Raw genomic sequence first — 22,492 nt, forward strand, 5'->3', positions numbered from 1 at the left:
CTCGGGGGTTGCTGCGGGTGCCGGAGACAACCGGGCGTTCCGCCGGCATGCCGAGCCGGCCGCCTTCGGCGGTGGTCACAACGCGGGAGGTGGCCGGGCGGGCGGTCAGGCCGCCTTCGTCGAGCGCGGCGAGGAGGCCGCCGCCCATTCCAGGACGAGCCGCTGGTACTCCCGCCGCTCCTCGAGGCTCAGGATCCCGCCGCTGCGGAACCACAGTGCCCGGATCTCCTCGTTGACCTCGTCGGCGGAACGCTCCGCTACGGGTTCAGGAGTGGTGGACATGCCGTGAAGCATACGGGCCCCGACGTGAAGGTGATGTGAGAAATCAGGCGTCTCCCGGCATTCCGGACCGTGAAGCTGATCACGTCCGGGCGGCCGGACGCCTCATCCGCCCACGACACCCAGCACGAGCACCTGGATCGCCAGCACCGCCGCTCCGCGCGCCCAGTCGTGGAAGTCGGAGACCTTGGTCTCCAGGCCGACCGGAGCGGCCAGCGGGTGACGCTGGGCGCGGATGGCCTCCTCCACCGTCTTCCCGGCGACGTCCATCAGCCCCACCCCCTCCCCCGCCAGCAGGATCTTCTGCGGCATCGCGAAGTTGGAGATCTGGGCGACCAGCGTGCCGAGGGCCCGAGCGGCCTCGTCGACGACGCGGGAACACATCGGCTCGCCGGCGGCGGCGAGCCCGAGGATCTCCTCGTACGTCATGTCGCTGCCGGTGGCGGCCCGGATCTGGTAACGGATGCTGGGGATGGTCAGCAGCGAGACCGCGCTGCCGCGCTCGCCGGACGGGGTGAGCGGCCCGTTGGGGTTGATGATCCAGTGCCGCCCGAAGCCGCGGTCCTCCTCGGCGTAGGGCACCCGCTTGCCGCCCAGGACGAGGCCGTAACCGATGCCGGCGCCGATGGTGAGGACGGCGAAGCGCTCCAGACCGCGGCCGGCCCCGAACCAGCTCTCGGCCTCGACGAGGGCGGCCACGTCGTTCTCGACGACCACCGGAAGCCCGGTGCGCTCCTCCACCAGCCGGGCCAGCGGTACCTCGCGCCAGTGCAGGAAGGCGGACTCGCCGACCACGGCGCGGTCCTGGACAAGTCCGCCGACCCCGATGCCGATGCCCGCCGCCGTCGGGAACTCGGCGGTGAGCGCGCCGGTCATCTCCGCCAGCAGCGCGGCCACATGTACGGGGTCGTGGCTGGTGAGCGGGCGGTCCAGGCGGGCGATGATGTCGCTTCTGAGCGTGGTGACCACGCCGTAGACCATCTCTTCGGTGATCTTGAATCCGAGGAACGTCCGGGACTCGGCGACGACGTCGAGGGGCTGTGAGGGGCGCCCCTGGCGGCCCTCGGCCGGACCGCCCCCGTCGGCGACCTCGATCAGCAGACCCGACTCGATGAGCGGCTTGGTGAGCCGGGTGAGGCTGCCGGCCGAGAGGTCGAGCCGTCGCGCGAGGTCTGCGCGCGAGAGCGGCCCGTGGACGAGCACCTCGATCGCCACGGCACGCTCGCCGGGACTCAGCGGCAGCCAGCTGGCGGCGCGTGCGGTCATGCGAACCAGACTCCCACAAGATTTCTTTTGCGACGGAACTAACCGAAGGCACTCTACGCTGCAGAACGGCATCCCAAAAGAACTGCGCACAACTCTTGACGCGATGATTCTTTCACAACAAAAGTAAATGCCATCGAGGACGAGCCGCCAACGAGGAGGGTCACCAATGACCGTCGCCTCCAGCAGCCCTCCCTCGCGACTGCCGCTGCGCGGCGCCGCGGGGAGGGGGACCGCCACAGGGGTCCGTACCGCCCGAGCACGCGAGGGCAGTGGCGACGGGCCGCTCGCCGCCCTCTTCCTGGCCCCGGCCATGCTGGGGTTCCTGGTTTTCCTGCTGTGGCCCACGCTGCGGGGGATCTATCTCAGCTTCACCCGCTTCAATCTGCTCACCCCGGCCGAGTGGGTCGGCCTGGACAACTACGTCCGCATGGTGCACGACCCGATCTTCTGGGGCTCGCTGAAGGTCACCGTCGAGTACGTGGTGATCAACATCGGGGTGCAGACCGTCTCCGCGCTCGCCATCGCCGTGCTGCTGCAACGGCTGTCGCAGTCGGCGCTGCTGCGCGGGATCGTGCTGACGCCGTATCTGATGTCCAACGTCGTCGCCGGCGTCGTCTGGCTGTGGGTCCTCGACACCCAGCTCGGCATCGGCAACCAGATCATCGGGGCGCTCGGCTTCGACCACATCCCGTTCCTCGCCGACAAGTCGTGGGCCATCCCCACGATCGCGCTGATCAACGTGTGGCGGCACGTCGGCTACACGGCACTGCTGCTGTTCGCGGGCCTGCAGGCGATTCCCGGCGACATGTACGAGGCGGCCAGGGTGGACGGCGCCGGCGAGTGGCGGATGTTCTGGCGGATCACGCTGCCGCTGCTGCGACCGGTACTGGCGGTCGTCCTGATCATGACGGTGATCGGCTCGTTCCAGGTCTTCGACACGGTCGCCGTGACCACACAGGGCGGCCCGGCGAACGCCACCAACGTGCTCCAGTACTACATCTACGGCGCCGCCTTCGGCCGCTTCCAGTTCGGTTACGCGTCCGCGATGTCGGTGGCCCTGCTCGTCGTGCTGACCGCGATCACGTTCGTCCAGTACCGGCTCACCCGGGCCGGCCAGACCGACCTCGGCTGACTTCAAGGGAGTGACCGACATGGCTGCCGTGGCCACCACGACGACCGCGATACCCGCGAGGCGCCGGCTCTCCCCCGGCCGGATCGCCGCCTGGGCGGTCATGGGCGCGATCGTGCTCGTGACGCTGCTGCCGTTCTACTGGATCCTCAGGACGGCCCTGTCCACCAACACCGCACTCGCCGCGCACCCCGGCGACCCCCTGCCCACCGGCCTGACGACCGGCGGCTTCGAGCGGGCCCTGGGTCTGCAGTCGGCCAAGGAGGCCATCGCCCAGGGCGGCGCTGGCGGCGGGCTGAAGTTCTGGCGCTATCTGCTCAACTCGGTGATCCTCTCCACCCTGATCACCGTCTGCCAGGTGTTCTTCTCCGCCATGGCCGCCTACGCCTTCGCACGGCTGAGGTGGCGCGGCCGGGACAAGGTGTTCGGGTTGTTCCTGGCGGGGCTGATGGTGCCGGCCATTTTCACGCTGCTGCCGAACTTCGTGCTCATCAAGCAAATCCACCTGGTCGACACCCTGTTGGGCATCGCGCTGCCGACGATGTTCATGACGCCGTTCGCGGTGTTCTTCCTGCGGCAGTTCTTCATGAACGTCCCCCGCGAGGTGGAGGAGGCCGCCCTGCTGGACGGCGCGAGCAAGGTCAGGATCTTCTTCCGGGTGATGCTGCCGATGGCGGCCACCCCGATCCTCACCCTCGGCGTGCTGACGTACATCACCTCGTGGAACGACTACTTCTGGCCGCTGATGGTGTCCTACAGCGACAGCTCACGTGTGCTCACCGTGGCACTGGCGATCTTCCGGGCGCAGACCCCGCAGACGGGCTACGACTGGTCCGGGCTGATGGCGGCGACCCTCATCGCGGCGCTCCCGATGCTCGTGCTCTTCGGCTGCTTCGCGCGCCGCATCGTCGGCTCCATCGGCTTCACCGGGATCAAGTGAGGGAACCGACATGCGAATTCGTACGGTCGTGGCGTTGGCCGGTGCCCTGGCCCTGTCACTGGTGAGCGGATGCGCCAGGGGCGGCGTCGCCGGGGCGTCCGGGAACACGGTGACGTACTGGCTCTGGGACGCCAACCAGCTGCCCGCCTACCAGGCCTGCGCCAAGGACTTCGAGAAGGAGAACCCGGGCCTGAAGGTCAGCATCACGCAGATGGGCTGGGGCGACTACTGGACCAAGCTGACCGCGAGCTTCATCGCGGGCACCCAGCCGGACGTGTTCACCGACCACATCCAGAAGTTCGGCCAGTTCGCCGATCTGAGGGTGCTGGAACCGCTCGACGGCCTCGGCATCACCCCCTCCGGCTACCAGAAGGGGCTCGCCGACAACTGGATCGCCCAGGACGGCCACCGCTACGGCGCTCCGAAGGACTGGGACACGGTCGCCCTCTTCTACAACCAGAAGGTGGCCACGGCTGCCGGACTCACCCCCGAGCAGATCAACAACCTGAACTGGAACCCGAAGGACGGCGGCAGCTTCGAGAAGACCGTCGCCCACCTCACCATCGACCGGAACGGCAAACGCGGCGACGAGCCGGGCTTCGACAAGCACCACGTCAAGGTGTACGGGCTCGCCAGTGGAGGCGCCGGCGACGGCGACGGCCAGACGACGTGGAGCCCCTTCACCGGCTCCGCCGGCTGGCACTACACCGACAAGGAGCGGTGGAGCACCGAGTACCAGTACGACAGCAAGACCTTCCAGGCGGTCGTCAAGTGGTACTTCGGCCTGGCGAAGAAGGGCTACCTCGCGCCGCAGACGGACTACAGCGAGGGCGCCAACCCGGCCAACGCGCAACTGGCGTCCGGCAAGGCCGCGATGGCCTTCGACGGCGCCTGGATGATCTCGACGTACTACGGCTACGAGAACCTGAAGATCGCCACCGCCTTCACCCCCGTCGGCCCCACCGGCAGGCGGGCGACGATGATGAACGGCCTCGCCGACTCCGTCACCAAGAACGCCCACAACAAGCAGGGCGCCCTGAAGTGGGTGAAGTACCTGTCCTCCGACGCCTGCCAGAGGACGGTGGGCAGCTACGGCATCGTCTTCCCCGCCACACCCGACGGGACCCGGGCCGCCGTCGCGGCCTACAAGAAGAAGGGCATCGACGTCACGGCGTTCACCAAGCCGGTCGCCGACAAGAGGGACTTCACCACCTTCACCTACCCGATCACCAACTACGCGGCGGACGTGTACGCGCTCATGCACCCCGCCATGCAGGACGTCTACAACGGCGCCGCGGTGAGCGGCCTCGACAAGACCAACAGCCAGATCAACCTGATCCTCTCCCAGTGAAGGGCACGCATTTCATGACGTTCTCGCTCGGCATCGTCGGCGCCGGCCAGTTCTCCGGCCAGTTCGCCACGCTGTTCCAGGCCCACCCCGGCGTCAGCGACGTCTACGTCACCGACCTGCTGCCCGAACGGGCCGAGCAGCTCGCCGCCGCCCAGGGCCTCGCCGGTACCTTCCCCTCGTACGAGGCCATGCTGGAGTCCAAGGAGGTCGACGCGGTCGCCGTCTTCACCCAGCGGTGGACGCACGGCCCCCTGGTGGTCCAGGGGCTGAACGCCGGCAAGCACGTGTACTCCGCCGTCCCCATGGCGATCACCACTGAGGAGATCGCGGCGATCATCGACGCGGTCAAGGCGACCGGGCTGACCTACATGATGGGTGAGACCAGCCAGTACAACCCGGCGACCGTGCACGCCCGCAACCAGATCGCCGAGGGCGCCTTCGGGCGGCTCTTCTACGCCGAGGGCGACTACGTGCACGACATGGACCTCGGCTTCTACGAGGCCTACCAGTACAGCGGTGGCGAGCACTGGAAGGCGACCGCCAGCTATCCCCCGCTGCTCTACCCGACCCACTCCGTGGGGGGTGTGCTCGGCGCCTGGCAGACGCACGCGGTGAGCGTGTCCGCGATCGGTGTGCGCGACGATCGCGGCGACGGGGTCTTCGACAAGGAGATCAGCCAGTTCGACAACGACTTCTCCAACGCCACCGCGCTGTTCGAGGTGGCGGGCGGCGGCTCGTTCCGTACGAACGAGTTCCGGCGGGTCGGCTACCCGTCGCACATCCGGGAGTCGCGTTTCAGGTTCTTCGGCACCGAGGCGAGCATGGAGCAGCTCGCCACGGTGGCCCTGTGGCAGGACAAGAAGGGGGTCAAGGACATCACGGAGCTCCTTGAGCCCAAGCCGACCATGTCCCCCGACGACCCCTCGCTCCAGCACATCGCGCCGGAGCTGCGGGCCGCCTTCACCTCCGGGTCGGCACCGGTGCACGATCGCTCGCGGCTGCCGCGGGAGTTCGACAACCTGCACAACGGCCACGAGGGCAGCCACCACTTCCTGGTGGACGACTTCGTGACGGCCGTCAACTCCCGCACCCTGCCGTCCGTGAACGCCTGGGTCGCGGCCCGCTACACCCTGCCCGGGATCATCGCGCACCAGTCGGCGCTGAAGGGCGGTGTCCGCCTGGAGATCCCGGACTTCGGGGACGCGCCGGCGGTCTGACGCTCCGCTGCGGCCGAGCCGGGTGCCTGTCTCAGGTGCCCGGCTTGCGGCCGTAGACGAACACATCGTCGCCGACCTTCAGCAGCGACCAGTACTTCTTGGCGTCGGTCGTGGTCATGTTGACGCAGCCGTGGGAACCCGGCGGGTTCCACATGCTCAGGCCGACCGAGTGGAAGGCCTGCCCGCCGTCGAAGAACTGGCTGTAGGGCATGGGAACGTTGTAGACGGTCGAGACGTGGTGCAGGTCCCTCCAGTAGATCTTCTTCAGGCCGGTGCGGGTCGCATACCCCTTGCGCCCCGTGCGCACCGGCACCGGTCCGTAGACGAGGCGGCTGCCGTCCTGGATCCAGCTGAGCTGGAGCGTCAGGTTGACGCAGGCGATGCGGCCCTTGTTGACCGGGCACTTGCCGTCCTTGTTGGGGTTCTTGCCGACGGCCTTCTGCTTGTTCATCAGGTCCATCACGCCCCAGGTGACGGGCCCGGCGTAACCGATGGCGGGTGTGATGCCGTGCTTGTTCTGGAAGGTCTGGATGGCCTTGCAGTCGGCGGTCGACTGCCTGCCGTCGACCGGGCGGCCGAGGAACTTCTCCACCTGCTTCTGGTACGGACCGGTCTGCGTGGTGCAGCTCGCCGCCTCGGCGGGTGCGCTGGTGAGCGCGAGGGTGAGCGGCGCCACCAACCCCGTGATCCCGAGTGCGACGGCCCCCCGTCTGCGTATGTCCCCCATGCCGGGCCTTCCCTTCCACGTGTTCTGCGGTCTTTTGCACGCTAGACCGGCATGGAGGCCAGGCGGTTGTGGCGATGCCCACACTGTGACGAAACGGTGAAGTATCGGGTACAGGCAGCGACGGCCGCGCAGGCCGTCCCGGACGCCGGGCACGGGTGAAGGTGGCCAGGATGTCGAAGGCCTCGAAGCCACAGCGGGGCCTGAGGCCGAGAGCAGCCGACCGGTCAGAGGTCGGTCGCCGGGATGCGGACCACGATGCGGGCACCGGGGGCGTTGTCCTCGATGCCGATGCGGCCGTGGTGGGCGACGACGAGGTCGCGGACGATCGCGAGGCCGAGACCGCTTCCTCCGGTGTCCCGGGCGCGGGCCCCGTCCAGGCGGGTGAAGCCGTCGAAGACACGGCGGCGGTCGGCCGCCGGGATGCCGGGGCCGTCGTCGGCCACCACCAGGTGTGCGGCGTGGTCGCGGACGCCCAGGCTGACCTCGATCCGTCGGGCGGCGTACCGGATGGCGTTGTCGAGCAGGTTGCGGACGACCCGGGCCAGGGCGTCCCCGTCGCCGTACACCCGGGCCGCGCTGACGGCGTGCTGGTCGATGACAACGGAGGTGTGCCGCCGGGCGCGGCTGACCTCGTGGAAGACGATCTCGTCCAGGTCCACGGGGCGCATGCGCAGCCGGGGCCGGGCGTCCAGGCGGGCCAGCCGTACGAGGTCGTCGACGAGCCGGGACAGCCGCTCGCTCTCCTCGAGGAGGGCGGGTCCGCGGGCGGCCCAGTCGGCCCAGTCGGCCGAGCCGGGGTGCCGGACGGCCACCTCGAGTTGGGAGCGCGGCTCGTGCGCGGCATCCGCGATGAACTGCCGTTGCCGCCGGGTGGCGACGTCCAGCCGGGCCAGCAGGTCGTTGAGGGTCCGCGCGAGCCGGCCCAGGGCGTCATCGGCCGGTGGCGGGTCGAGGCGGCGGCCCAGGTCGCAGGCGGTGATCTCGGCCGTCTGGGCGCGCAGGGCCTCCACGGGGCGCAGCGCCCGGCCGGTGAGCAGCCGGCAGACACCGGTCAGCAGGGCGACGGCCGGCGGCACGGCGACGGCGAGGCCCACGGTGAGCTGGGCGAGGTTGTGGTTTTGAGGAGGCTCATGCGCGGCCAGACGACGAGCAGACAGGCCGCGCCGACCAGGGCCGCCGAAATCATCAGGGCGGCCGCGGCGGTCAGCCTCAGGCGCAGCGAGCGCCGGGCCCACCACGCGGGGACGGGGAGGCGCACGGTCACCTCCCGGTGGCGTGCAGCCGGTAGCCGGCCCCGCGGACCGTCTCGATGGTCCGGCGGCCGAAGGGGGCGTCGATCTTGCGCCGCAGATAGCCGATGTAGACCTCGACGATGTTGGTGTCGCCGTCGAAGTTCTCGTCCCAGACGTGCTCGAGGATGTCCGTCTTGCTGATCACTTCGTCGGGATGCCGGAGCAGGAACTCCAGCAGCGTGAACTCGCGTGCGGTCAGGGTGATCTCCCGGCCCGCACGGCGGCAGTGGCGGCGTGCGGGGTCCAGGGCGAGGTCGCCGGCCGCGAGCACGGCGGGCCGGGCGGGCGCCCCGCGCCGCAGCAGGGCCCGCAGTCGGGCGACCAACACGACGTACGAGAACGGCTTGGTCAGGTAGTCGTCGGCGCCGAGGTCGAGGGCGTCCGCCTCGTCGTACTCGCCGTCCTTCGCGCTCAGGACGAGGACGGGCGTCCACACACTCGCGGCCCGCAGCCGCTTCAGCACCTCGTATCCGGAGATGCCGGGCAGCATGAGGTCGAGCAGGATCACGTCGTACGGCTCGTGGACGGCCCGCCACAGGCCGTCGACGCCGTCGTGGACGACACGGGCGACGAAGCCCTCCTCGGCGAGCCCGTGAGCGATCGCCGCGGCGAGTCCCCGTACGTCCTCGATCACCAGCACTCGCATGGCCGACCTCCCCTCCACCCTACGAAGGCGTGGGCGTGCTCGCCCGTCGAGCTGCTCTCAGCCTCTTCTCAGGAGGTCCGTCGCAGACTGGAACAGACCAGGACAAAAGAGGGCCTCCGTGCCTGTGAGCAAGGAGTGACACGATGACGAACGTCCGACGCAGGGTCGCACTGGTCGCCGGCACGATGATGCTGGCCGGCGCGGCAAGCAGCGGAGTCGCGATGGCGAGCACGCCGCCGGTGGTTCACCCCTCCGTCCAGACGCACTACTGCGACGACGATGACTGGGGCGACTGGGGCGACTGGGGCGACCACGGCGGATACGACGGCGGCTACGGTGACCACGCCGTTCAATTCGGCCACGGCGACGGTGGTGGCGGCGGCGGTGACCACGGCGGCGGCGACCACGGCGGATACTACGGCGGCCACGGTGACAGCGCCGCTTACATCAGCCACGGCGACGGCGACGACGATGACGGGTGCTACTGAGGGCACTGACAGCACCTGACCACCGGTCGAGTGCCGGTTCGCGCCCCCGGCGCGGACCGGCACTGGCGTCCGGGTGAGGACCAGCAGCCGGTCGACGTTCCTGTAGTACGTCAGCACCCGCCCGAAGCGCGAGGACGTGCGGGAGGCCTCGAAGGACTCGTGGCTCATGCCGATCACCGGGTGGCCGGCGGTGTCCGCGCGCGCCACCCACTCCATCGCCCAGACCTGGGTCACGATGATGACGGCGCCGGGGCGGGCGGCGCGGAAGATGCGGGACAGTTGCTCGGCGGCGGCGCGCTTGTCCGCCTCCTGCCCTCTGACCGCCGGGTCGAACCGGCCCAGCAGCGGGCGCGGCCGGTGACGGGGCGGGGGACGCCGGTCGTACAGGGTGCGTGTCTCGAAGGGCGGCCTCTCGCCGAGGTTCATCGGCACCTCGGGCGGGGAGACACCGATGACCGTCACCCGGTGGCCGCGCTCCGCGAGGAGCCGGGCCGTCTGGGTCTGCCAGCGGCCCACGCCCCCCAGTTCGTTGACCTCGTTGGCGACGAAGAAGATCTGTCGGTCCGTCATCTGCTCTCTCTCGCCGGTGCGAAGAAGCGGTCCACAATGCGAGCCGCGGCGTCCCCGCGGTCGTACTCGCCGTACTTGTCCACGAACTCCTTCAGCCGCGCCTCGTACCGGGTACTCAGGGCGCGCAGGTCCGACAGCGCCGAGAACAGCGCGTCCTCGGTGCGCACGACCGGGCCCGGGGCCTGCTCGAACAGGTCGAAGTAGGTGCCCCGCACGTCCTGGGAGTACTCCTCCCAGTCGTGCGCGAGGAAGACGAGCGGCCGGTGGAGCAACGCGTAGTCGAACATCACCGATGAGTAGTCGGTGATCAGGGCGTCGGACAGAAGCAGGATCGGAGTGATGTCCGGCTCGCGCGCCACGTCGATCACCCGGCCGGCCACCGACGGCGGCAGGGTGACCCGGTTCAGATAGTGAGGGCGCACCAGGAGCGTGTACCGGTCCCCGAAGCGGTCGGCGAAGCGCTCCACGTCGAAGGACGGCCGGAAGTCGCGTACGCCTCCGTCGGGGCGGGAGCGGAACGTGGGCGCGTACAGCACCACGCGACACTCCGGGCGGATGCCGAGGCGTTCGGCGAGCCGGCGCACCGCCGGGTCGATCGCCTGCGGGTCCCGGGCCGCCCGGACAAGTGCGTCGTTGCGCGGGTAGCCCGTGCGCAGCAGTTTCCCTTCCGGGATGCGGTAAGCACGGGCGAGGGTGCGCACGTCGTGCTCGCTGCGGACCAGGAAGTGGTCGAAGCGGTCCAGTGCCTGCTGGAAGGCGCCCTGTTCGTGCTCGGACATCACCCGGTGGGTGGGCTCGTCGAAGCCCATCCGCTTCAGGGCCGAGCCGTGCCAGGTCTGGATGTAGGTGGTCTCCGGGCGTTTGCGGAGCATGAGCGGGAAGCCCTGGTTGTCGATCCAGAACTCGGCCTGGGCGAGCGCCCTGAGGTAGCTCCAGGACCAGCGCCGGACGAGTTCGGCGTCCTCGGGGAACCCCTCGGGCCGCTCGCCCGCGTAGGACCAGATGGCGGTGACGGGCACCCGGCGGCGCCGCAGTTCCTCGTGGATGGCTCGCGGGCTGTCGCTGTACTGCTTGCCGAGGTGGCTCTCGAGGACGACGGTGCCCTTGCGGACCGGCAGGAGCCGGAGCATGTGGTGGTAGGCCTGCGCCTTGCGCGAGTGCGAGGACAGGTCCCTGCGCATGGCCCTCAGGGCGCGGTAGGTACCCTTCACCGTCCGGGCCGCGGGGCCGTGCAGATTGCGGTCCACGAGCGCGCGGCCGCGCCGGGCGGCCGGTCCGTGCTGGGTGAGCCGGAAGGCCAGGTGGCCCTTGGCGGAGACCTGCGGTTCGAGCCGGTCGGCGACGAACCGGCCGAGCCGGGGGCGTACGGGCACGGACGCGGAGTTCTCCAGGTCGATGTCGCCGGCGGTGATCCGGGTCGTGGTGCGTCTGCCGTCCGCGGTCAGGTACAGCCGGACGTCCCACACCTCGTCGACGACGCCGACCGGCCGGAAGCGACCGGTCAGCGGTACGGCGGCGCGCCAGGTGAGGCGGTCGCCTGCATGCCGCACGGTCGCCACCGGGAACCGGAAGGTCCGCAGACTGCGACGGCGGGCCCGGAACTCCAGCTCGGCGGTGAGGCGGGCGTCCGGGGAGACGGTGTGCAGCGGATTGACCACGGCACCCTCGAGCACCACCAGGTCACCGCGCACGGCGTATCCGGTGAGCACGTTGCGCAGGAACATCCCGTCCAGCTCTCTGCCGTGGTGGCCGAGGGCGGTGACGTCCATGACGTCGCGTGCCTCGGGGTCATCGAGGTACCGGTCGCACCAGTAGATGCGGCCGTCCCGCTCGACGAGCGGCGTGGCGATCTTGGAACGGTTGATCAGCGTGTCGACGGCCGGCATCAGGTTCTCCCAGTCCTCCCGCAACAGCAGGTAGGCGCAGATGGCGTGCACCCGGTCCAGCTCGGCGTACGCCGCCTCGGGGAAACCCTGGATGTAACCGCGGGCCAGTCCGGCGAACCGATGGCGGTAGCCGTCGTCGAGGAACGGCAGGTCACTGAGGTAGAGCGCGAGGTCGTGCTTGAGGAACTTGGTGTCCTTGCGCAGTTTGAGCCCGTCCAGGCCGCGTCGCTCCAGCACCTCGTCGATGCGGCGGTGGATCTCCAGCCGGTCGGCGAAGTTGTTGATCTCGTGGCGCCGGTTGCTGATCGACTTGGCCGTGGTCTTCTGGACGACGTGCCAGAAGTAGACGGTGTGCGGGATCAGGGTGATGCGTCCGGCGGCGAGATAGGCCTGAGCGGAGAAGAGCAGGTCCTCGTAGTGGATGCCGCGCGGGAAGGCGAAACCGTTCTCCAGGAGGAATGCGCGCCGGTAGCACTTGTTCGTCGACAGGGTGTCGAAGACGAAGAGGTCCGGCACTTCGGCGATGGACTCGACCGTGCGCGTGGACCGGTACAGCCAGGGGTACCAGGGGGTGCGCTTGTCGTGTCTGCTGTCGGTGTACACCCGGACGCACTGTCCGGAGACCAGGTCGGCGCCGGTGCGGTCGGCCGCTTCCAGCAGGTTGCGGCATGCGTTGGCCTCGAGGGTGTCGTCGCTGTCCAGGAACATCACATAGCGGCCGCGGGCCACGGCCATGCCCCGGTTACGCGGCTCGCCGCAGCCGCCGCTGTTCTCGGCCAGCCGGATCGCGCGCACACGGCCGGGGTGGGCGGCGGCGAGGGAGCACGCGACGTCGTACGACCCGTCGGTGGAACAGTCGTCCACGATGACGACTTCCAGGTTGCGCAGCGTCTGGTCGAGCGCGGAGCGTACGGCTGTCATCAGGCGCGGGGCGTCGTTGTAGACGATGACGACGACGCTGATGTCCGGTTCCGCCCCGCCTGACCCAGGCGTATCCATCGGCACGGCACCTCTCGTCTCGGATCGACGGCTCTCCGGACGGCGGCCCCGTCACCGCACCGGTTCGGCGGTGTCCGCGAAGGCGTCCCGCGGATGGGGGTGCCCGGGGTTGAGCCCCGCCGCAGTAGCCCAAGCACCTGTAGTGCTGCTGCGGCCGGGGCGGCACCCTGCCGCTCCTCCCCACCGCGGGAGGGCCGACAGGGCTCTGGTCCCTGATCTGTCCCGCATCAGCGGGCCGGATAGTCGGGTATCCACTGGGTCTTCTCGACCGCCTGGCGCACCTCCGCCTCGGTCGCCTTGGGGGCCACCCCGTCCTCGACGGCGGCGAGCGCGGCGGCCACCGCGATCTCCCGGGCGGCCTCCCGCATGCCGCCGAGCGGCGGCAGCAGCGGGGCGGGGCCCGGGATTCCGGCGGCCGCGTCGGCCGCCCGCCGGGCGACGGCGCCTGCGGCGGCGACCAGCATCCGGTCGGTGACCCGGGTGGCCCCGCCGGCCGCCACAGCGAGCCCCATCGCGGGGAAGATGTACACGTTGTTGGCCTGCGCCACCGGAATCCGGTGGCCGTCCACCTCCAGCGGCGGGAACGGCGAACCGGCGGCGATCAGCGCCCTGCCGTCCGTCCAGCGGGCGAGGTCCGCGGGATCGGCCTCGGCGTGCGAGGTCGGGTTGGACAGCGGGAAGATCACCGGCCGTTCGCAGGTGGACGCCATCTGCCGCACGATCTCCTCGGTGAACGCGCCCTGCGCCGTCGACAGCCCGATCAACGCGGTCGGCTCGATCCGGCGCACCACCTCGGCGAGCCCGGTGTCACCCCAGTCGGCGACCTCGTCGTCAGCGCGCGCGTACACCCGCTGTTCGTCGGTCAGATCGCCGCGCGAGTCCACCAGCAGTCCGTCGACGTCGACGAACCAGAAGCGGCCCGCCGCCTCCTTCTCGGAGAGTCCCTCGTCCACGAGGGCGGCGCGGATCATGTCGGCGACGCCCACGGCGGCGGAGCCCGCTCCCAGCACGACCAGCCGCTGGTCGGTCAGCGGAGCGCCGGCCACCTGGCACGCCGTGGACAGGGCGCCGAGCACCACCGCCGCGGTGCCCTGGATGTCGTCGTTGAAGGTGAGCAGCCGGTCGCGGTAGCGGGTGAGGATCGGCCGGGCGTGGACGGTGGCGAAGTCCTCCCACTGCAGCAGCGTGCCCGGCAGCTCCGCCTCCACCGCCGAGACGAACGCCTCGATCATCTCGTCGTACCGTGCCCCGGTGAGCCGGTGCTCGCGCCGGCCCAGATAGCGCGGATCGGACAGCAGCTGCTCGTTGTCGGTGCCGACGTCGAGCAGGATCGGCAGGGTGCGCGCCGGGTGGATGCCGCCGATGGCGGTGTAGAGGCTCAGCTTGCCGATCGGGATGCCCATGCCCCCGACGCCCTGGTCGCCGAGGCCGAGAATGCGCTGGCCGTCGGTGACGACGATGACGTCGACGGCGCCCTTGTGCGGTCGGTTGCGCAGGATCTCCCGGAACCGACCGCGGTCCTCCCAGGACAGGAACAGGCCACGGGGCCGCCGGTAGATCTCGCTGAAGCGGCGGCACGCCTCCCCGACGGTCGGGGTGTAGACGATCGGCAGCAGTTCCTCGAGGTGTTCGGTGATCAGGCGGTAGAACACCACCTCGTTGGTGTCCTGAAGCTGCCGCAGGTAGATGTGCCGGTTGAGCGGCTTGTCGTAGCCGAGGAACGCCTGGTGGGCGCGGGCGACCTGCTCGTCGAGTGTCTCCACGGCGGGCGGCAGCAGTCCGTCCAGGCCGAGTTCCGCGCGTTCCTCGCGGGTGAAGGCCGTGCCCTTGTTGAGCAACGGGTCGGCGAGCAGGGCGGTGCCGCGGGCGGTCGTCTGCCCGGTGAGGTGTGTCATCGTGCGGTCCAACCTGAAGGGATCGAACATTCTCTTCCCCATGCCCCGCTCCCCTACCGTCCACCCGGCCGACAGGACGTATTCCTTCACTCCTTCACCGCAGCACCGGCGACAGGGGTTGGATAGGTTCGCAGGCATGGCGATCATCCACAACACCACGATGACCCCCACCAAGCTGGAACTCCTCACCGTCTGGCTCCCCACCCGGCCCTGGTACGTCGGCACGGGCCGCGCGCCGGAGCTGTCCAGGACCGGCGGGTTCCGGCTGGACGACCCGCAGGGCGAGGTCGGGATCGAGTTCCTGGTGGCCACCGACGAATCCGGTCCGGCGCCGGTCTGTTACCACGTACCGCTGAGTTATCGCGGCGCGCCCCTCGAAGGAGCCGAACACGCGCTCATCGGCACCTCCGAGCACGGTGTGCTGGGACGGCGATGGATCTACGACGGTACGCACGACCCGGTGCTCGTCGCTCAGTTGCTGGCGCTGCTCCAGGGCAGCGCCGAACCCCAGGCGCAGGGCCGGTCCGACACTCCCGACCCGTCCGTCGCCGTCCGGTTCACGGGAACGCCGGTGGCGACCGGGGGCGTCACGACGGCCGTGACCGACGGTTCCCACGACACGCGTGTCACTGTGCAGGCGAACGGCTCCGCGTCCCCCTCGTCGCTGAACCTCCGCGTGACACGCGTCCTGGAACCCGGGGCAACGGCACCGGCCGACGCGACGGGTCACGTCACCGCGGGCTGGCGCTCGCCGGACGGCGGTGAGCACCGCGGGGTGTTCGCCGCCCTTCACCGCACCGGGTCCTGACCCGCTGCGCCGACTCGCGTTCGGCCCGCGACGTCCGGCCCGTCCGCAGCCGTCGGACGGGCCGGACGCCCGTCACCCCTTCCGCAATGCTCCGTTCACCCGCGCGCCACCTACGCGCCGGGTGCCCGTCCGATAGGAGCGGGCTCTTACCGACGTCCTGTACGTCTCATGCAACACGGCCACGGAATGCCTACTTCTTCATAGTCGGATCATCCGGTCGCACGTGCCGCGCAACGGGCCGACGCGACGGTGAGAAGACAGCGGCAGTCCGGGAAGGCCACCTATGCTCAGCGCTCATTCGGAGCAGACCGCAACGCGCGACGCGACGCCGACGAGGGGTACGGCGGCCGCGTCCTCCGCCGGCACGCACGGCGGAGGACTGCCTCCCCGGAGCCCACGGCCGCCACGGCCGTGCTACGAACTCCCGGTGCTGGGGGCCGTTGCGGCGCTCGCGGCGCTTCTCTGCACGTGGGGCATCGACCACAGCGTCTACCACACGTTCTACGCCGCCGCCGTGCGCAGCATGACCGACAACCCGGTGGCGTTCTTCTTCGGTTCGTTCGACCCGGGCAACTCCATCACCCTCGACAAGGAGCCCGGCTTCCTGTGGCCGCAGGCGCTGTCGGCCATGGTCTTCGGCTTCCACCCCTGGGCACTGGTGCTGCCCCAGGCGATCGAGGGCGTGGCCTGCGTCCTCCTCCTGCACCTGATGGTGCGCCGCTGGGCCGGGGTCCCGGCCGGGCTGCTGGCCGCGGCGTTCCTGACGCTCACCCCGGTGACCGTGGGTCTGGGCCGGTCGATCGTGGAGGACGCGCCGTTCGTCCTGCTGCTGCTCCTGGCCGCCGAGGCCACCTGGCGGGCCGCCGCGCGGGCCCGGCTGCGCACCCTGCTGGCGGCCGGCGTCTGGGTCGGGGTGGCGTTCCAGTGCAAGATGCTGGAGGCGTGGGCGGTGCTGCCGGCCCTGGCCGTCATCTATCTGGTGGCCGCCCCCACCACCCTGCGGCGCAGGATCGGCCATGTCGCGGTGACCGGGGCGGTCGCTGTGGCGGTGTCGGCCTCCTGGGTGGCCGTGGCGACCGCCGTCCCCGCCCAGTCGCGTCCCTACATAGACGGCACCACGAACAACTCGGCCGTGGGCATGGTCGTGGGCTACAACTTCCTGACCCGGTTCACCTCGCTGGGCGTGGACGCGGCGGACACGGGCAGCGTCGTCACCGGTGAGACCGGCGCCGGCCACGCGGCCACGGACAGCGGCTCGGGCGACGGCGGTTCAGCGAGGGAGGCCGGTGGCGCCGGCCGCACCGCGGGGCGAACCCACCACAGGGGCCCGGGCATGGGCGACAGCGTCCTGAAGATGTTCGGCCCAGGCCTCGCCACCCAGACGGGCTGGCTGTACCCGCTGGCCGGGTGCGGCCTTGTGTGGGGTCTCGCCGCCGCGCGGCGCCACCGTGTCCCCCGCACCGATCCGGCGCTCGCCGGGTATCTGCTGTGGGGGGTGTGGCTGACCACCTTCTTCGCCGCGTTCAGCTTCGGCAGCGTCACCGGCCACACGTACTACATGGGCGTCGTCGCCGTGGCCCTCGCGGCGCTGAGCGGTGCCGGGCTGGTGCGGGCCTGGGGGACTTACCGGGCCGGCGGCCGCCATGCCTGTGTCCTTCCGGCGGTGACCGTCGCGAACGTCCTGTGGGCCGCGGCCCTGACGCTGTGCTACCGCCACTTCCTGGGGTGGCTGGCGCCCGCCGCCGTCGGCCTGTGCGTCCTGTCCCTGGTCCTCACCGGCGTAGGCCGCGCTCTGGTGGCCCGCCCGCCGCGAACAGCCGTGGCGGGCCTGGCGGCCGGCCTCGCCGCGGTGCTCCTGATACCCGCCGCGTGGTCGGCCTCGGCGCTGTCCCCGCGCTACAACCAGCCCGGCGGCATGGGCAGGGTCGGGCCCGCCAGCCGCTCGGGGGGCGGCGGACCGAACCGGCTCACGCCGCAGCGCGCACGGCTCCTGGCCTACCTGACGGCACACCGCGATGGGGCTAAGTACCTCGCGGCCATGCCGGACTGGGCGGATGCCGCGCCCTACATCATCGCGGCCAACGCGTCCGTGCTGCCCGTGGGCGGCTTCACCGGACAGGTCCCCTACCCCTCCCCCGACGGGCTGGGCAGGCTCGTCGACTCCGGCGAACTGCACTACGTCGCCCTCCGGGCCACACGCGCGGCAGGGCGGCAGCGGAAGGCCGATGAGCACGGGGAGGGCGCCCGGCACGAAGCGACGGCGCAGCACACCGGCACCGCCGCGTCGCCCGCCACGACCGCGATCACGCGCTGGGTCACCACGCACTGCACGGCGGTGCCGCCGACGGCGTACGGCGGCACGGGCTCCGCCCAGCTCCGGCTCTACCGGTGCGAACAACGCCGGTGAGGGACTGGTCGGTTGGCCGCGGAGCCGGGGGTGGTCTTCGCCGCCGACGGGGTGCTGCGGCGGACAGTTCGATGGGCTGGAGCGGCGGAAAGGACTGGGGTACAGGGGAGCAACGGCGGCGGTTCCATGACGAACCCCGCTGCCTCGGAGGGGACAGCGGGGTCGGAGGCAGGGCGGTTCAGGCGCCGGTGCCGGGCTGGAAGGTCATCAGGAAGACCGAGGAGGAGTTGCCCGACACGGGCACCGCGCCTTTCGACCACGTCACCTTCAGGGACGCCTTCTCGTCGGGCGGGGTGATCAGGAGGGCCGCGGGTGTGGCCGTGCGGGCGCCGCTGACCTCGGGGTTGGAGAAGGTCAGTCCGGCCCAGGCGCTCCTGCCCGGCGCCAACGTGACCTTCGTGGGGCTGCCCGAGCTGCGCTTGGGGTCCGGGCCCAGTTGCCTGCCGGAGGCATCCACGAAGGCGGCGCCCGGGTAGCCGTCGATGGTGCAGGTGCGTCCGGAGCGGTTGGTCAGGACCAGAGGGAAGTTCTCCTGCCCGGCTCCCGGGTTGTTCGCCCCGACGGATGCGCGCAGTTCGGACGTGTGACAACGGGTGCCGCTCGTGGGGCCGCCCCCGGTGGCCGCCGGGGAGGACGCGGTGCGGGTGCCTCCGGAGGTGCCGCCCGAGCTCGTCGCGGTGCCGTCGCCGGTCGACTGGTCGCCGGAGGCGGGTTGGGCCGTGCCGGGCGGCTGCTGCGGAGCACCGGCGGTGCCGTGGCCGTTTCCGCAGGCGGTGAGCAGGGTCAGGGCGGCGACCGCGCCCAGCGCGGACACCACGCGTCGTGTCCTCGGGAAGGGGGCCGTGCCGCCGAGGTCGGGGCCCGCTGTGCCGCGCAGGAAGGTGACCATGTCCATTGCTCCTTGAAATTCGTGCCGCCCGCGCCGGGCGTGCGCGGGCACCGCGCACCGGCCCCTTCTGCATGGCGGACGTCAGTGGCCGCTGATCGCGTGTGGCGTGTACGGCTCCTGGAGTGCCTGGATCTCCTTGTCGGTGAGCTCGACGTCGACCGCCGCGACCGCGTCGTCGATGTGTTGGGGCTTGGTGACGCCGACGATGGGTGCGGCGACGGCGTCCTGGTGCAGCAGCCAGGCGAGGGCGACCTGGGCGCGCGGGATGCCTCGTCCGGAGGCGACCGAGGCCACCGCCTCGACGATCTCCCGGTCGCCCTCCTGGTAGAGCTTCTTGCCGAACTCGTCCGTGCGGCTGCGCTCGCTGGTCTCGTCCCAGTCACGGGCGAGGCGCCCGCGGGCCAGCGGGCTCCAGGGCAGGGTGCCGACGCCCTGGTCCGCGCACAGCGGCAGCATCTCGCGCTCCTCCTCGCGATAGAGGAGGTTGTAGTGGTTCTGCATGGAGACGAAGCGTGTCCAGCCGTTCAGCCGGGCCGTGTACTGCGCCTTGGAGAACTGCCAGGCGTACATCGAACTGGCGCCGATGTAGCGGGTCTTGCCCGCCTTGACCACGTCGTGCAGGGCCTCCATCGTCTCCTCGACGGGGGTCGTGGGGTCGAAGCGGTGGATCTGGTAGAGGTCGACGTAGTCGGTGCCGAGGCGGCGCAGGCTGTGGTCGATCTCCGTCATGATCGCCTTGCGGGACAGGCCGCCGCCGTTGGGTCCGGGCCGCATCCGGCCGTGCACCTTGGTCGCCAGGACGATCTCGTCACGCCGGGCGTACTCGGCGAGCGCCCGGCCGACGATCTCCTCGCTGGTGCCGTGCGAGTAGACGTTGGCGGTGTCGAAGAAGGTGATGCCGGCGTCGAGTGCCCGGCGGATCAACGGCCGGGAGGCCTCCTCGTCGAGGGTCCAGGTATGGGTGCCGCGGTCGGGCAGGCCGAAGCTCATACAGCCCAGGCAGATCCGGGACACCTCGAGACCCGTCGAACCGAGCTTCACGTACTGCATGCGACTCCTGCTTTCGTCGGAGCGGTGCGGGGCCGGGCGCCGTGGACCGATCGGAGCCGACCGTCGTCGCCTCCGGGGGCGCCGTCGCCCAGGACGACGTGTTCCCTGCCCATCCTGGGCGCCGTTCAGCCCCGCCGCACGGTGGTTGCCGGGCTCAGCGGTATCCCGTCGCGTCCGCCGGCCTGCCCGCGTCCTGCACCTCCACGAGGTAGCGCCAGGCGTCGGGACGGCTGCCGTCCCGGTCGGTGAAGCCGTAGACCTGGGCGAGCCGCCCGGTGGAGAGCGACGCGCCGTTCCAGCGGGAGACGTCCGGGTCGGCGGCCAGCGCGGCGACGGCGCGGCCGACGTAGTACGGGCTCTCGGAGATGCAGAAGTGGGGTTCGCGCGCGAGGGCGTCGCGCCAGCTGTCCTCGGTCACCCCGTACAGACCGTTGCGCGTCGACGGTCTCGCGGAAGCCGGACATCTCCTGTCGCCTTTTCGCGTGCGGTTGGTGCCGGGGTGTCGTCGGCTCAGTGGCCGCGGGCGATCCACTCCTGGAGGTGGGGCGCCTCGTCGCCGATGGTCGTCGTCTCGCCGTGTCCCGTGCGGACCACGGTGTCCGGCGGGAGGGTCAGCAGCCGGTCGCGGATCGAGTCGATGATCGTCGGGAAGTGGGAGTAGGAGCGTCCGGTCGCCCCGGGGCCGCCCTGGAAGAGGGTGTCGCCGGTGAAGACGGTACCGAGGCCCGCGTCGTGGAGGCAGACCGCGCCGGGCGCGTGACCGGGGGTGTGCAGGACGGTCAGGTCGGTGCCGGCCGTCTCGATGACCTGGCCGTCGGCCAGCCAGTGGTCGGGCAGGCGGTCGGGGTGGGTGAGCTTCCAGAGCGGCAGGTCGTCGGGGTGGAGCCAGATCTCCGCGCCGGTCAGCTCGGCGAGGGCGGGGGCGGCGTCGATGTGGTCGTTGTGGGCGTGGGTGCACACGATGGCGGTGAGCCGCCGGTCGCCGACGGCCTCGGCGATCGCGTCGGCGTCGTGGGCGGCGTCGATGACGACCGCCTCGTGGTCGTCGCCGACGATCCACACGTTGTTGTCGACGTCCCAGGTGCCGCCGTCCAGGGAGAAGGTGCCGGAGGTGACGAGGCGGTCGATGCGCGCGGTCATCACAGCATCACCACCGAGCGCAGCACGTCGCCGTGGTGCATCCGTTCGAAGGCCTTCTCGATCTCGTCGAGGGCGATGGTCTCGGTCACGAACTTCTCCAGCGGCAGCCGCCCCTGCAGGTGCAGGTCGATCAGCATCGGGAAGTCACGGCTGGGCAGGCAGTCGCCGTACCAGGAGGACTTCAGGGCGCCGCCGCGTCCGAAGACGTCGAGGAGCGGCAGGTCGAGCTTCATCTCGGGGGTGGGAACGCCGACGAGGACGACGGTGCCGGCCAGGTCGCGGGCGTAGAAGGCCTGCTGGTACGTCTCCGGGCGGCCGACCGCCTCGATGACGACATCGGCGCCGAAGCCGCCGGTGAGCTCGCGGACCGCCTCGACGGGGTCGGTCTCCCTGGAGTTGACGGTGTGGGTCGCCCCCAACTCCCTGGCGGTGGTGAGCTTGCGGTCGTCGATGTCCACGGCGATGATCTTCGCGGCGCCCGCCAGGTACGATCCGGCGATCGCCGCGTCACCGACACCGCCACAGCCGATGACCGCCACCGAGTCCCCCCGGCCGACGCCTCCGGTGTTGATGGCGGCGCCGATGCCGGCCATCACCCCGCAGCCGAGGAGGCCGGCCACGGCCGGGGAGACGGACGGGTCGACCTTGGTGCACTGTCCGGCCGCGACCAGCGTCTTCTCCGCGAAGGCGCCGATACCGAGGGCCGGGGAGAGCTCCTGTCCGGTGGAGGCGAGCGTCATCTTCTGCTCGGCGTTGTGGGTGTCGAAGCAGTACCAGGGGCGGCCGCGCAGACAGGCGCGGCACTTCCCGCACACCGCCCGCCAGTTGAGGACGACGAAGTCGCCGGGGGCGACCTCGGTGACGCCGTCGCCGACCGACTCGACGATCCCGGCGGCCTCGTGGCCGAGCAGGAACGGGAAGTCGTCGCTGATGCCGCCCTGCTTGTAGTGCAGGTCGGTGTGGCACACCCCGCACGCCTGGACCTTCACCACCGCCTCACCAGGACCCGGGTCCGGTACGACGATCGTCTCGACCCGCACCGACTCGTCCTTGCCAGGGGCGATCACGCCGCGTGCTTCCTGCGCCATGGTGGTGCTGCCTTCCGTCGGTGGTGCGGGCGTCGTGCGCGCCCGGTGCGGGCCACTGCGGCCCACACACATGATCCTTGCGCGGAGAGCACGTCTTCCGCACGTGTTCCGCGCGGCGGAAGTCAGATCGACCGGGCGGCGGACCCGGGGAACGGGGGGGGCGCCCAGGGGAGACGGCCCCCGTAGGCCGAACCCCCGTACGCCACATGGAAAAGCCGTGAGCATCGCTGAGACGGAAGCTCCTGCCGAGCCGGTGCCTCCCGCGTGGCGGCTGCTCCTCGGATATGTACGACCGCACCGGTGGGCGCTGCTCGCGGGCGCGCTCCCGCTCTAGTAGGACTCCGTTACGTCTGTCTGCGTGCCGTGTTCAGGGGCATGAGGACTGTGTGGACGCACATGAAGTCAATCGTGTTCGGGCGACGTTG

General features: G+C 70.7%; 18 protein-coding genes and 1 pseudogene. 6 read left to right on the forward strand and 13 right to left on the reverse strand.

The annotated features are described in order from the left end of the window. Positions 1-105: 105 nt before the first annotated feature. Together ACZ7L1_RS28950 and ACZ7L1_RS28955 are read right to left on the reverse strand one after the other, a co-directional pair. Positions 106-294 (reverse strand): hypothetical protein, encoded by a 189-nt coding sequence (locus ACZ7L1_RS28950; RefSeq protein WP_471441098.1) that lies wholly within the window; start codon positions 292-294, stop codon positions 106-108. A 90-nt stretch (positions 295-384) separates the two neighbouring features. Beyond that, complete coding sequence (locus tag ACZ7L1_RS28955) at positions 385-1,545, reverse strand: ROK family transcriptional regulator (protein WP_471441099.1); 1,161 nt, start codon at positions 1,543-1,545, stop codon at positions 385-387. A 166-nt stretch (positions 1,546-1,711) separates the two neighbouring features. On the opposite strand from ACZ7L1_RS28955, the gene ACZ7L1_RS28960 reads away from it, so the two are divergent. The 4 genes from ACZ7L1_RS28960 to ACZ7L1_RS28975 are packed head-to-tail and all read left to right on the forward strand — an operon-like array spanning position 1,712 to position 6,182. Then, positions 1,712-2,677 (forward strand): carbohydrate ABC transporter permease, encoded by a 966-nt coding sequence (locus ACZ7L1_RS28960; protein WP_471441101.1) that lies wholly within the window; start codon positions 1,712-1,714, stop codon positions 2,675-2,677. Positions 2,678-2,696: 19 nt separating this feature from the next. Next, positions 2,697-3,614, forward strand: coding sequence for a carbohydrate ABC transporter permease (locus tag ACZ7L1_RS28965; protein WP_471441103.1), 918 nt, complete (start codon positions 2,697-2,699; stop codon positions 3,612-3,614). A 10-nt stretch (positions 3,615-3,624) separates the two neighbouring features. After that, positions 3,625-4,965, forward strand: a complete 1,341-nt coding sequence (locus tag ACZ7L1_RS28970) for an ABC transporter substrate-binding protein (protein ID WP_471441105.1) — start codon at positions 3,625-3,627, stop codon at positions 4,963-4,965. Between the two features lie 14 nt (positions 4,966-4,979). Further along, positions 4,980-6,182, forward strand: coding sequence for a Gfo/Idh/MocA family protein (locus tag ACZ7L1_RS28975; protein WP_471441131.1), 1,203 nt, complete (start codon positions 4,980-4,982; stop codon positions 6,180-6,182). A 31-nt stretch (positions 6,183-6,213) separates the two neighbouring features. Here the strand turns inward: ACZ7L1_RS28975 and ACZ7L1_RS28980 are convergent, their stop codons facing one another. The 6 genes from ACZ7L1_RS28980 to ACZ7L1_RS29005 all read right to left on the reverse strand — a co-directional run bounded on the left by ACZ7L1_RS28980 (position 6,214) and on the right by ACZ7L1_RS29005 (position 14,685). Then, complete coding sequence (locus tag ACZ7L1_RS28980; protein WP_471441107.1) at positions 6,214-6,909, reverse strand: L,D-transpeptidase; 696 nt, start codon at positions 6,907-6,909, stop codon at positions 6,214-6,216. A gap of 224 nt (positions 6,910-7,133) precedes the next feature. Continuing rightward, on the reverse strand, positions 7,134-8,003 hold the full coding sequence (locus ACZ7L1_RS28985; RefSeq protein ID WP_471441109.1) for a HAMP domain-containing sensor histidine kinase: 870 nt from the start codon (positions 8,001-8,003) through the stop codon (positions 7,134-7,136). Positions 8,004-8,169: 166 nt separating this feature from the next. After that, positions 8,170-8,847, reverse strand: coding sequence for a response regulator transcription factor (locus ACZ7L1_RS28990; RefSeq protein WP_471441111.1), 678 nt, complete (start codon positions 8,845-8,847; stop codon positions 8,170-8,172). Positions 8,848-8,915: 68 nt separating this feature from the next. Beyond that, positions 8,916-9,905 carry a glycosyltransferase family protein gene (locus ACZ7L1_RS28995; RefSeq protein WP_471441113.1) on the reverse strand — a complete coding sequence of 330 codons (990 nt, stop codon included), beginning with the start codon at positions 9,903-9,905 and terminating at the stop codon, positions 8,916-8,918. Next, a complete protein-coding gene (locus ACZ7L1_RS29000) occupies positions 9,902-12,790 on the reverse strand; it encodes a bifunctional glycosyltransferase/CDP-glycerol:glycerophosphate glycerophosphotransferase (protein WP_471441115.1) in 2,889 nt (962 codons plus the stop codon). The genes ACZ7L1_RS28995 and ACZ7L1_RS29000 overlap by 4 nt, the downstream gene beginning before the upstream one ends. A 227-nt stretch (positions 12,791-13,017) precedes the next feature. Further along, a complete protein-coding gene (locus tag ACZ7L1_RS29005) occupies positions 13,018-14,685 on the reverse strand; it encodes an NAD-dependent malic enzyme (protein WP_471441133.1) in 1,668 nt (555 codons plus the stop codon). Positions 14,686-14,821: 136 nt separating this feature from the next. Here ACZ7L1_RS29005 and ACZ7L1_RS29010 point away from each other — a divergent pair, with 136 nt between their 5' ends. Together ACZ7L1_RS29010 and ACZ7L1_RS29015 are read left to right on the forward strand one after the other, a co-directional pair. Beyond that, positions 14,822-15,493, forward strand: coding sequence for a maltokinase N-terminal cap-like domain-containing protein (locus ACZ7L1_RS29010; protein ID WP_471441116.1), 672 nt, complete (start codon positions 14,822-14,824; stop codon positions 15,491-15,493). A gap of 427 nt (positions 15,494-15,920) precedes the next feature. Continuing rightward, positions 15,921-17,900 carry an ArnT family glycosyltransferase gene (locus tag ACZ7L1_RS29015; RefSeq protein ID WP_471441118.1) on the forward strand — a complete coding sequence of 660 codons (1,980 nt, stop codon included), beginning with the start codon at positions 15,921-15,923 and terminating at the stop codon, positions 17,898-17,900. Between the two features lie 178 nt (positions 17,901-18,078). Here ACZ7L1_RS29015 and ACZ7L1_RS29020 read toward each other — a convergent pair whose 3' ends face one another. The 5 genes and pseudogenes from ACZ7L1_RS29020 to ACZ7L1_RS29040 all read right to left on the reverse strand — a co-directional run bounded on the left by ACZ7L1_RS29020 (position 18,079) and on the right by ACZ7L1_RS29040 (position 22,067). Then, complete coding sequence (locus ACZ7L1_RS29020; RefSeq protein WP_471441135.1) at positions 18,079-18,789, reverse strand: DUF4232 domain-containing protein; 711 nt, start codon at positions 18,787-18,789, stop codon at positions 18,079-18,081. Between the two features lie 81 nt (positions 18,790-18,870). After that, positions 18,871-19,839, reverse strand: a complete 969-nt coding sequence (locus ACZ7L1_RS29025; protein ID WP_471441120.1) for an aldo/keto reductase — start codon at positions 19,837-19,839, stop codon at positions 18,871-18,873. Between the two features lie 154 nt (positions 19,840-19,993). Beyond that, positions 19,994-20,263, reverse strand: a pseudogene (locus ACZ7L1_RS29030) (short-chain dehydrogenase); the annotation flags it as partial. A gap of 86 nt (positions 20,264-20,349) precedes the next feature. Continuing rightward, a complete protein-coding gene (locus tag ACZ7L1_RS29035; RefSeq protein WP_471441122.1) occupies positions 20,350-20,979 on the reverse strand; it encodes an MBL fold metallo-hydrolase in 630 nt (209 codons plus the stop codon). Beyond that, positions 20,979-22,067: an S-(hydroxymethyl)mycothiol dehydrogenase gene (locus ACZ7L1_RS29040; RefSeq protein WP_471441124.1), complete on the reverse strand. Its 1,089-nt coding sequence runs from the start codon at positions 22,065-22,067 to the stop codon at positions 20,979-20,981. The genes ACZ7L1_RS29035 and ACZ7L1_RS29040 overlap by 1 nt, the downstream gene beginning before the upstream one ends. Between the last annotated feature and the right edge of the window lie 425 nt (positions 22,068-22,492).

Source organism: Streptomyces sp. NPDC107546 (genome assembly GCF_055639175.1).

Excerpts from the sequence above, each read along its gene's own strand:
- ACZ7L1_RS29025 (WP_471441120.1), bottom strand. The coding sequence starts at position 19,839 with ATGCAGTACGTGAAGCTCGGTTCGACGGGTCTCGAGGTGTCCCGGATC.
- ACZ7L1_RS29040 (WP_471441124.1), bottom strand. The coding sequence starts at position 22,067 with ATGGCGCAGGAAGCACGCGGCGTGATCGCCCCTGGCAAGGACGAGTCG.
- ACZ7L1_RS28950 (WP_471441098.1), bottom strand. The coding sequence starts at position 294 with ATGCTTCACGGCATGTCCACCACTCCTGAACCCGTAGCGGAGCGTTCC.
- ACZ7L1_RS29035 (WP_471441122.1), bottom strand. The coding sequence starts at position 20,979 with ATGACCGCGCGCATCGACCGCCTCGTCACCTCCGGCACCTTCTCCCTG.
- ACZ7L1_RS29020 (WP_471441135.1), bottom strand. The coding sequence starts at position 18,789 with ATGGTCACCTTCCTGCGCGGCACAGCGGGCCCCGACCTCGGCGGCACG.
- ACZ7L1_RS28975 (WP_471441131.1), top strand. The coding sequence starts at position 4,980 with ATGACGTTCTCGCTCGGCATCGTCGGCGCCGGCCAGTTCTCCGGCCAG.
- ACZ7L1_RS28955 (WP_471441099.1), bottom strand. The coding sequence starts at position 1,545 with ATGACCGCACGCGCCGCCAGCTGGCTGCCGCTGAGTCCCGGCGAGCGT.
- ACZ7L1_RS28990 (WP_471441111.1), bottom strand. The coding sequence starts at position 8,847 with ATGCGAGTGCTGGTGATCGAGGACGTACGGGGACTCGCCGCGGCGATC.
- ACZ7L1_RS29005 (WP_471441133.1), bottom strand. The coding sequence starts at position 14,685 with ATGACACACCTCACCGGGCAGACGACCGCCCGCGGCACCGCCCTGCTC.
- ACZ7L1_RS29000 (WP_471441115.1), bottom strand. The coding sequence starts at position 12,790 with ATGGATACGCCTGGGTCAGGCGGGGCGGAACCGGACATCAGCGTCGTC.
- ACZ7L1_RS28965 (WP_471441103.1), top strand. The coding sequence starts at position 2,697 with ATGGCTGCCGTGGCCACCACGACGACCGCGATACCCGCGAGGCGCCGG.
- ACZ7L1_RS28970 (WP_471441105.1), top strand. The coding sequence starts at position 3,625 with ATGCGAATTCGTACGGTCGTGGCGTTGGCCGGTGCCCTGGCCCTGTCA.
- ACZ7L1_RS29010 (WP_471441116.1), top strand. The coding sequence starts at position 14,822 with ATGGCGATCATCCACAACACCACGATGACCCCCACCAAGCTGGAACTC.
- ACZ7L1_RS28980 (WP_471441107.1), bottom strand. The coding sequence starts at position 6,909 with ATGGGGGACATACGCAGACGGGGGGCCGTCGCACTCGGGATCACGGGG.
- ACZ7L1_RS28960 (WP_471441101.1), top strand. The coding sequence starts at position 1,712 with ATGACCGTCGCCTCCAGCAGCCCTCCCTCGCGACTGCCGCTGCGCGGC.
- ACZ7L1_RS28995 (WP_471441113.1), bottom strand. The coding sequence starts at position 9,905 with ATGACGGACCGACAGATCTTCTTCGTCGCCAACGAGGTCAACGAACTG.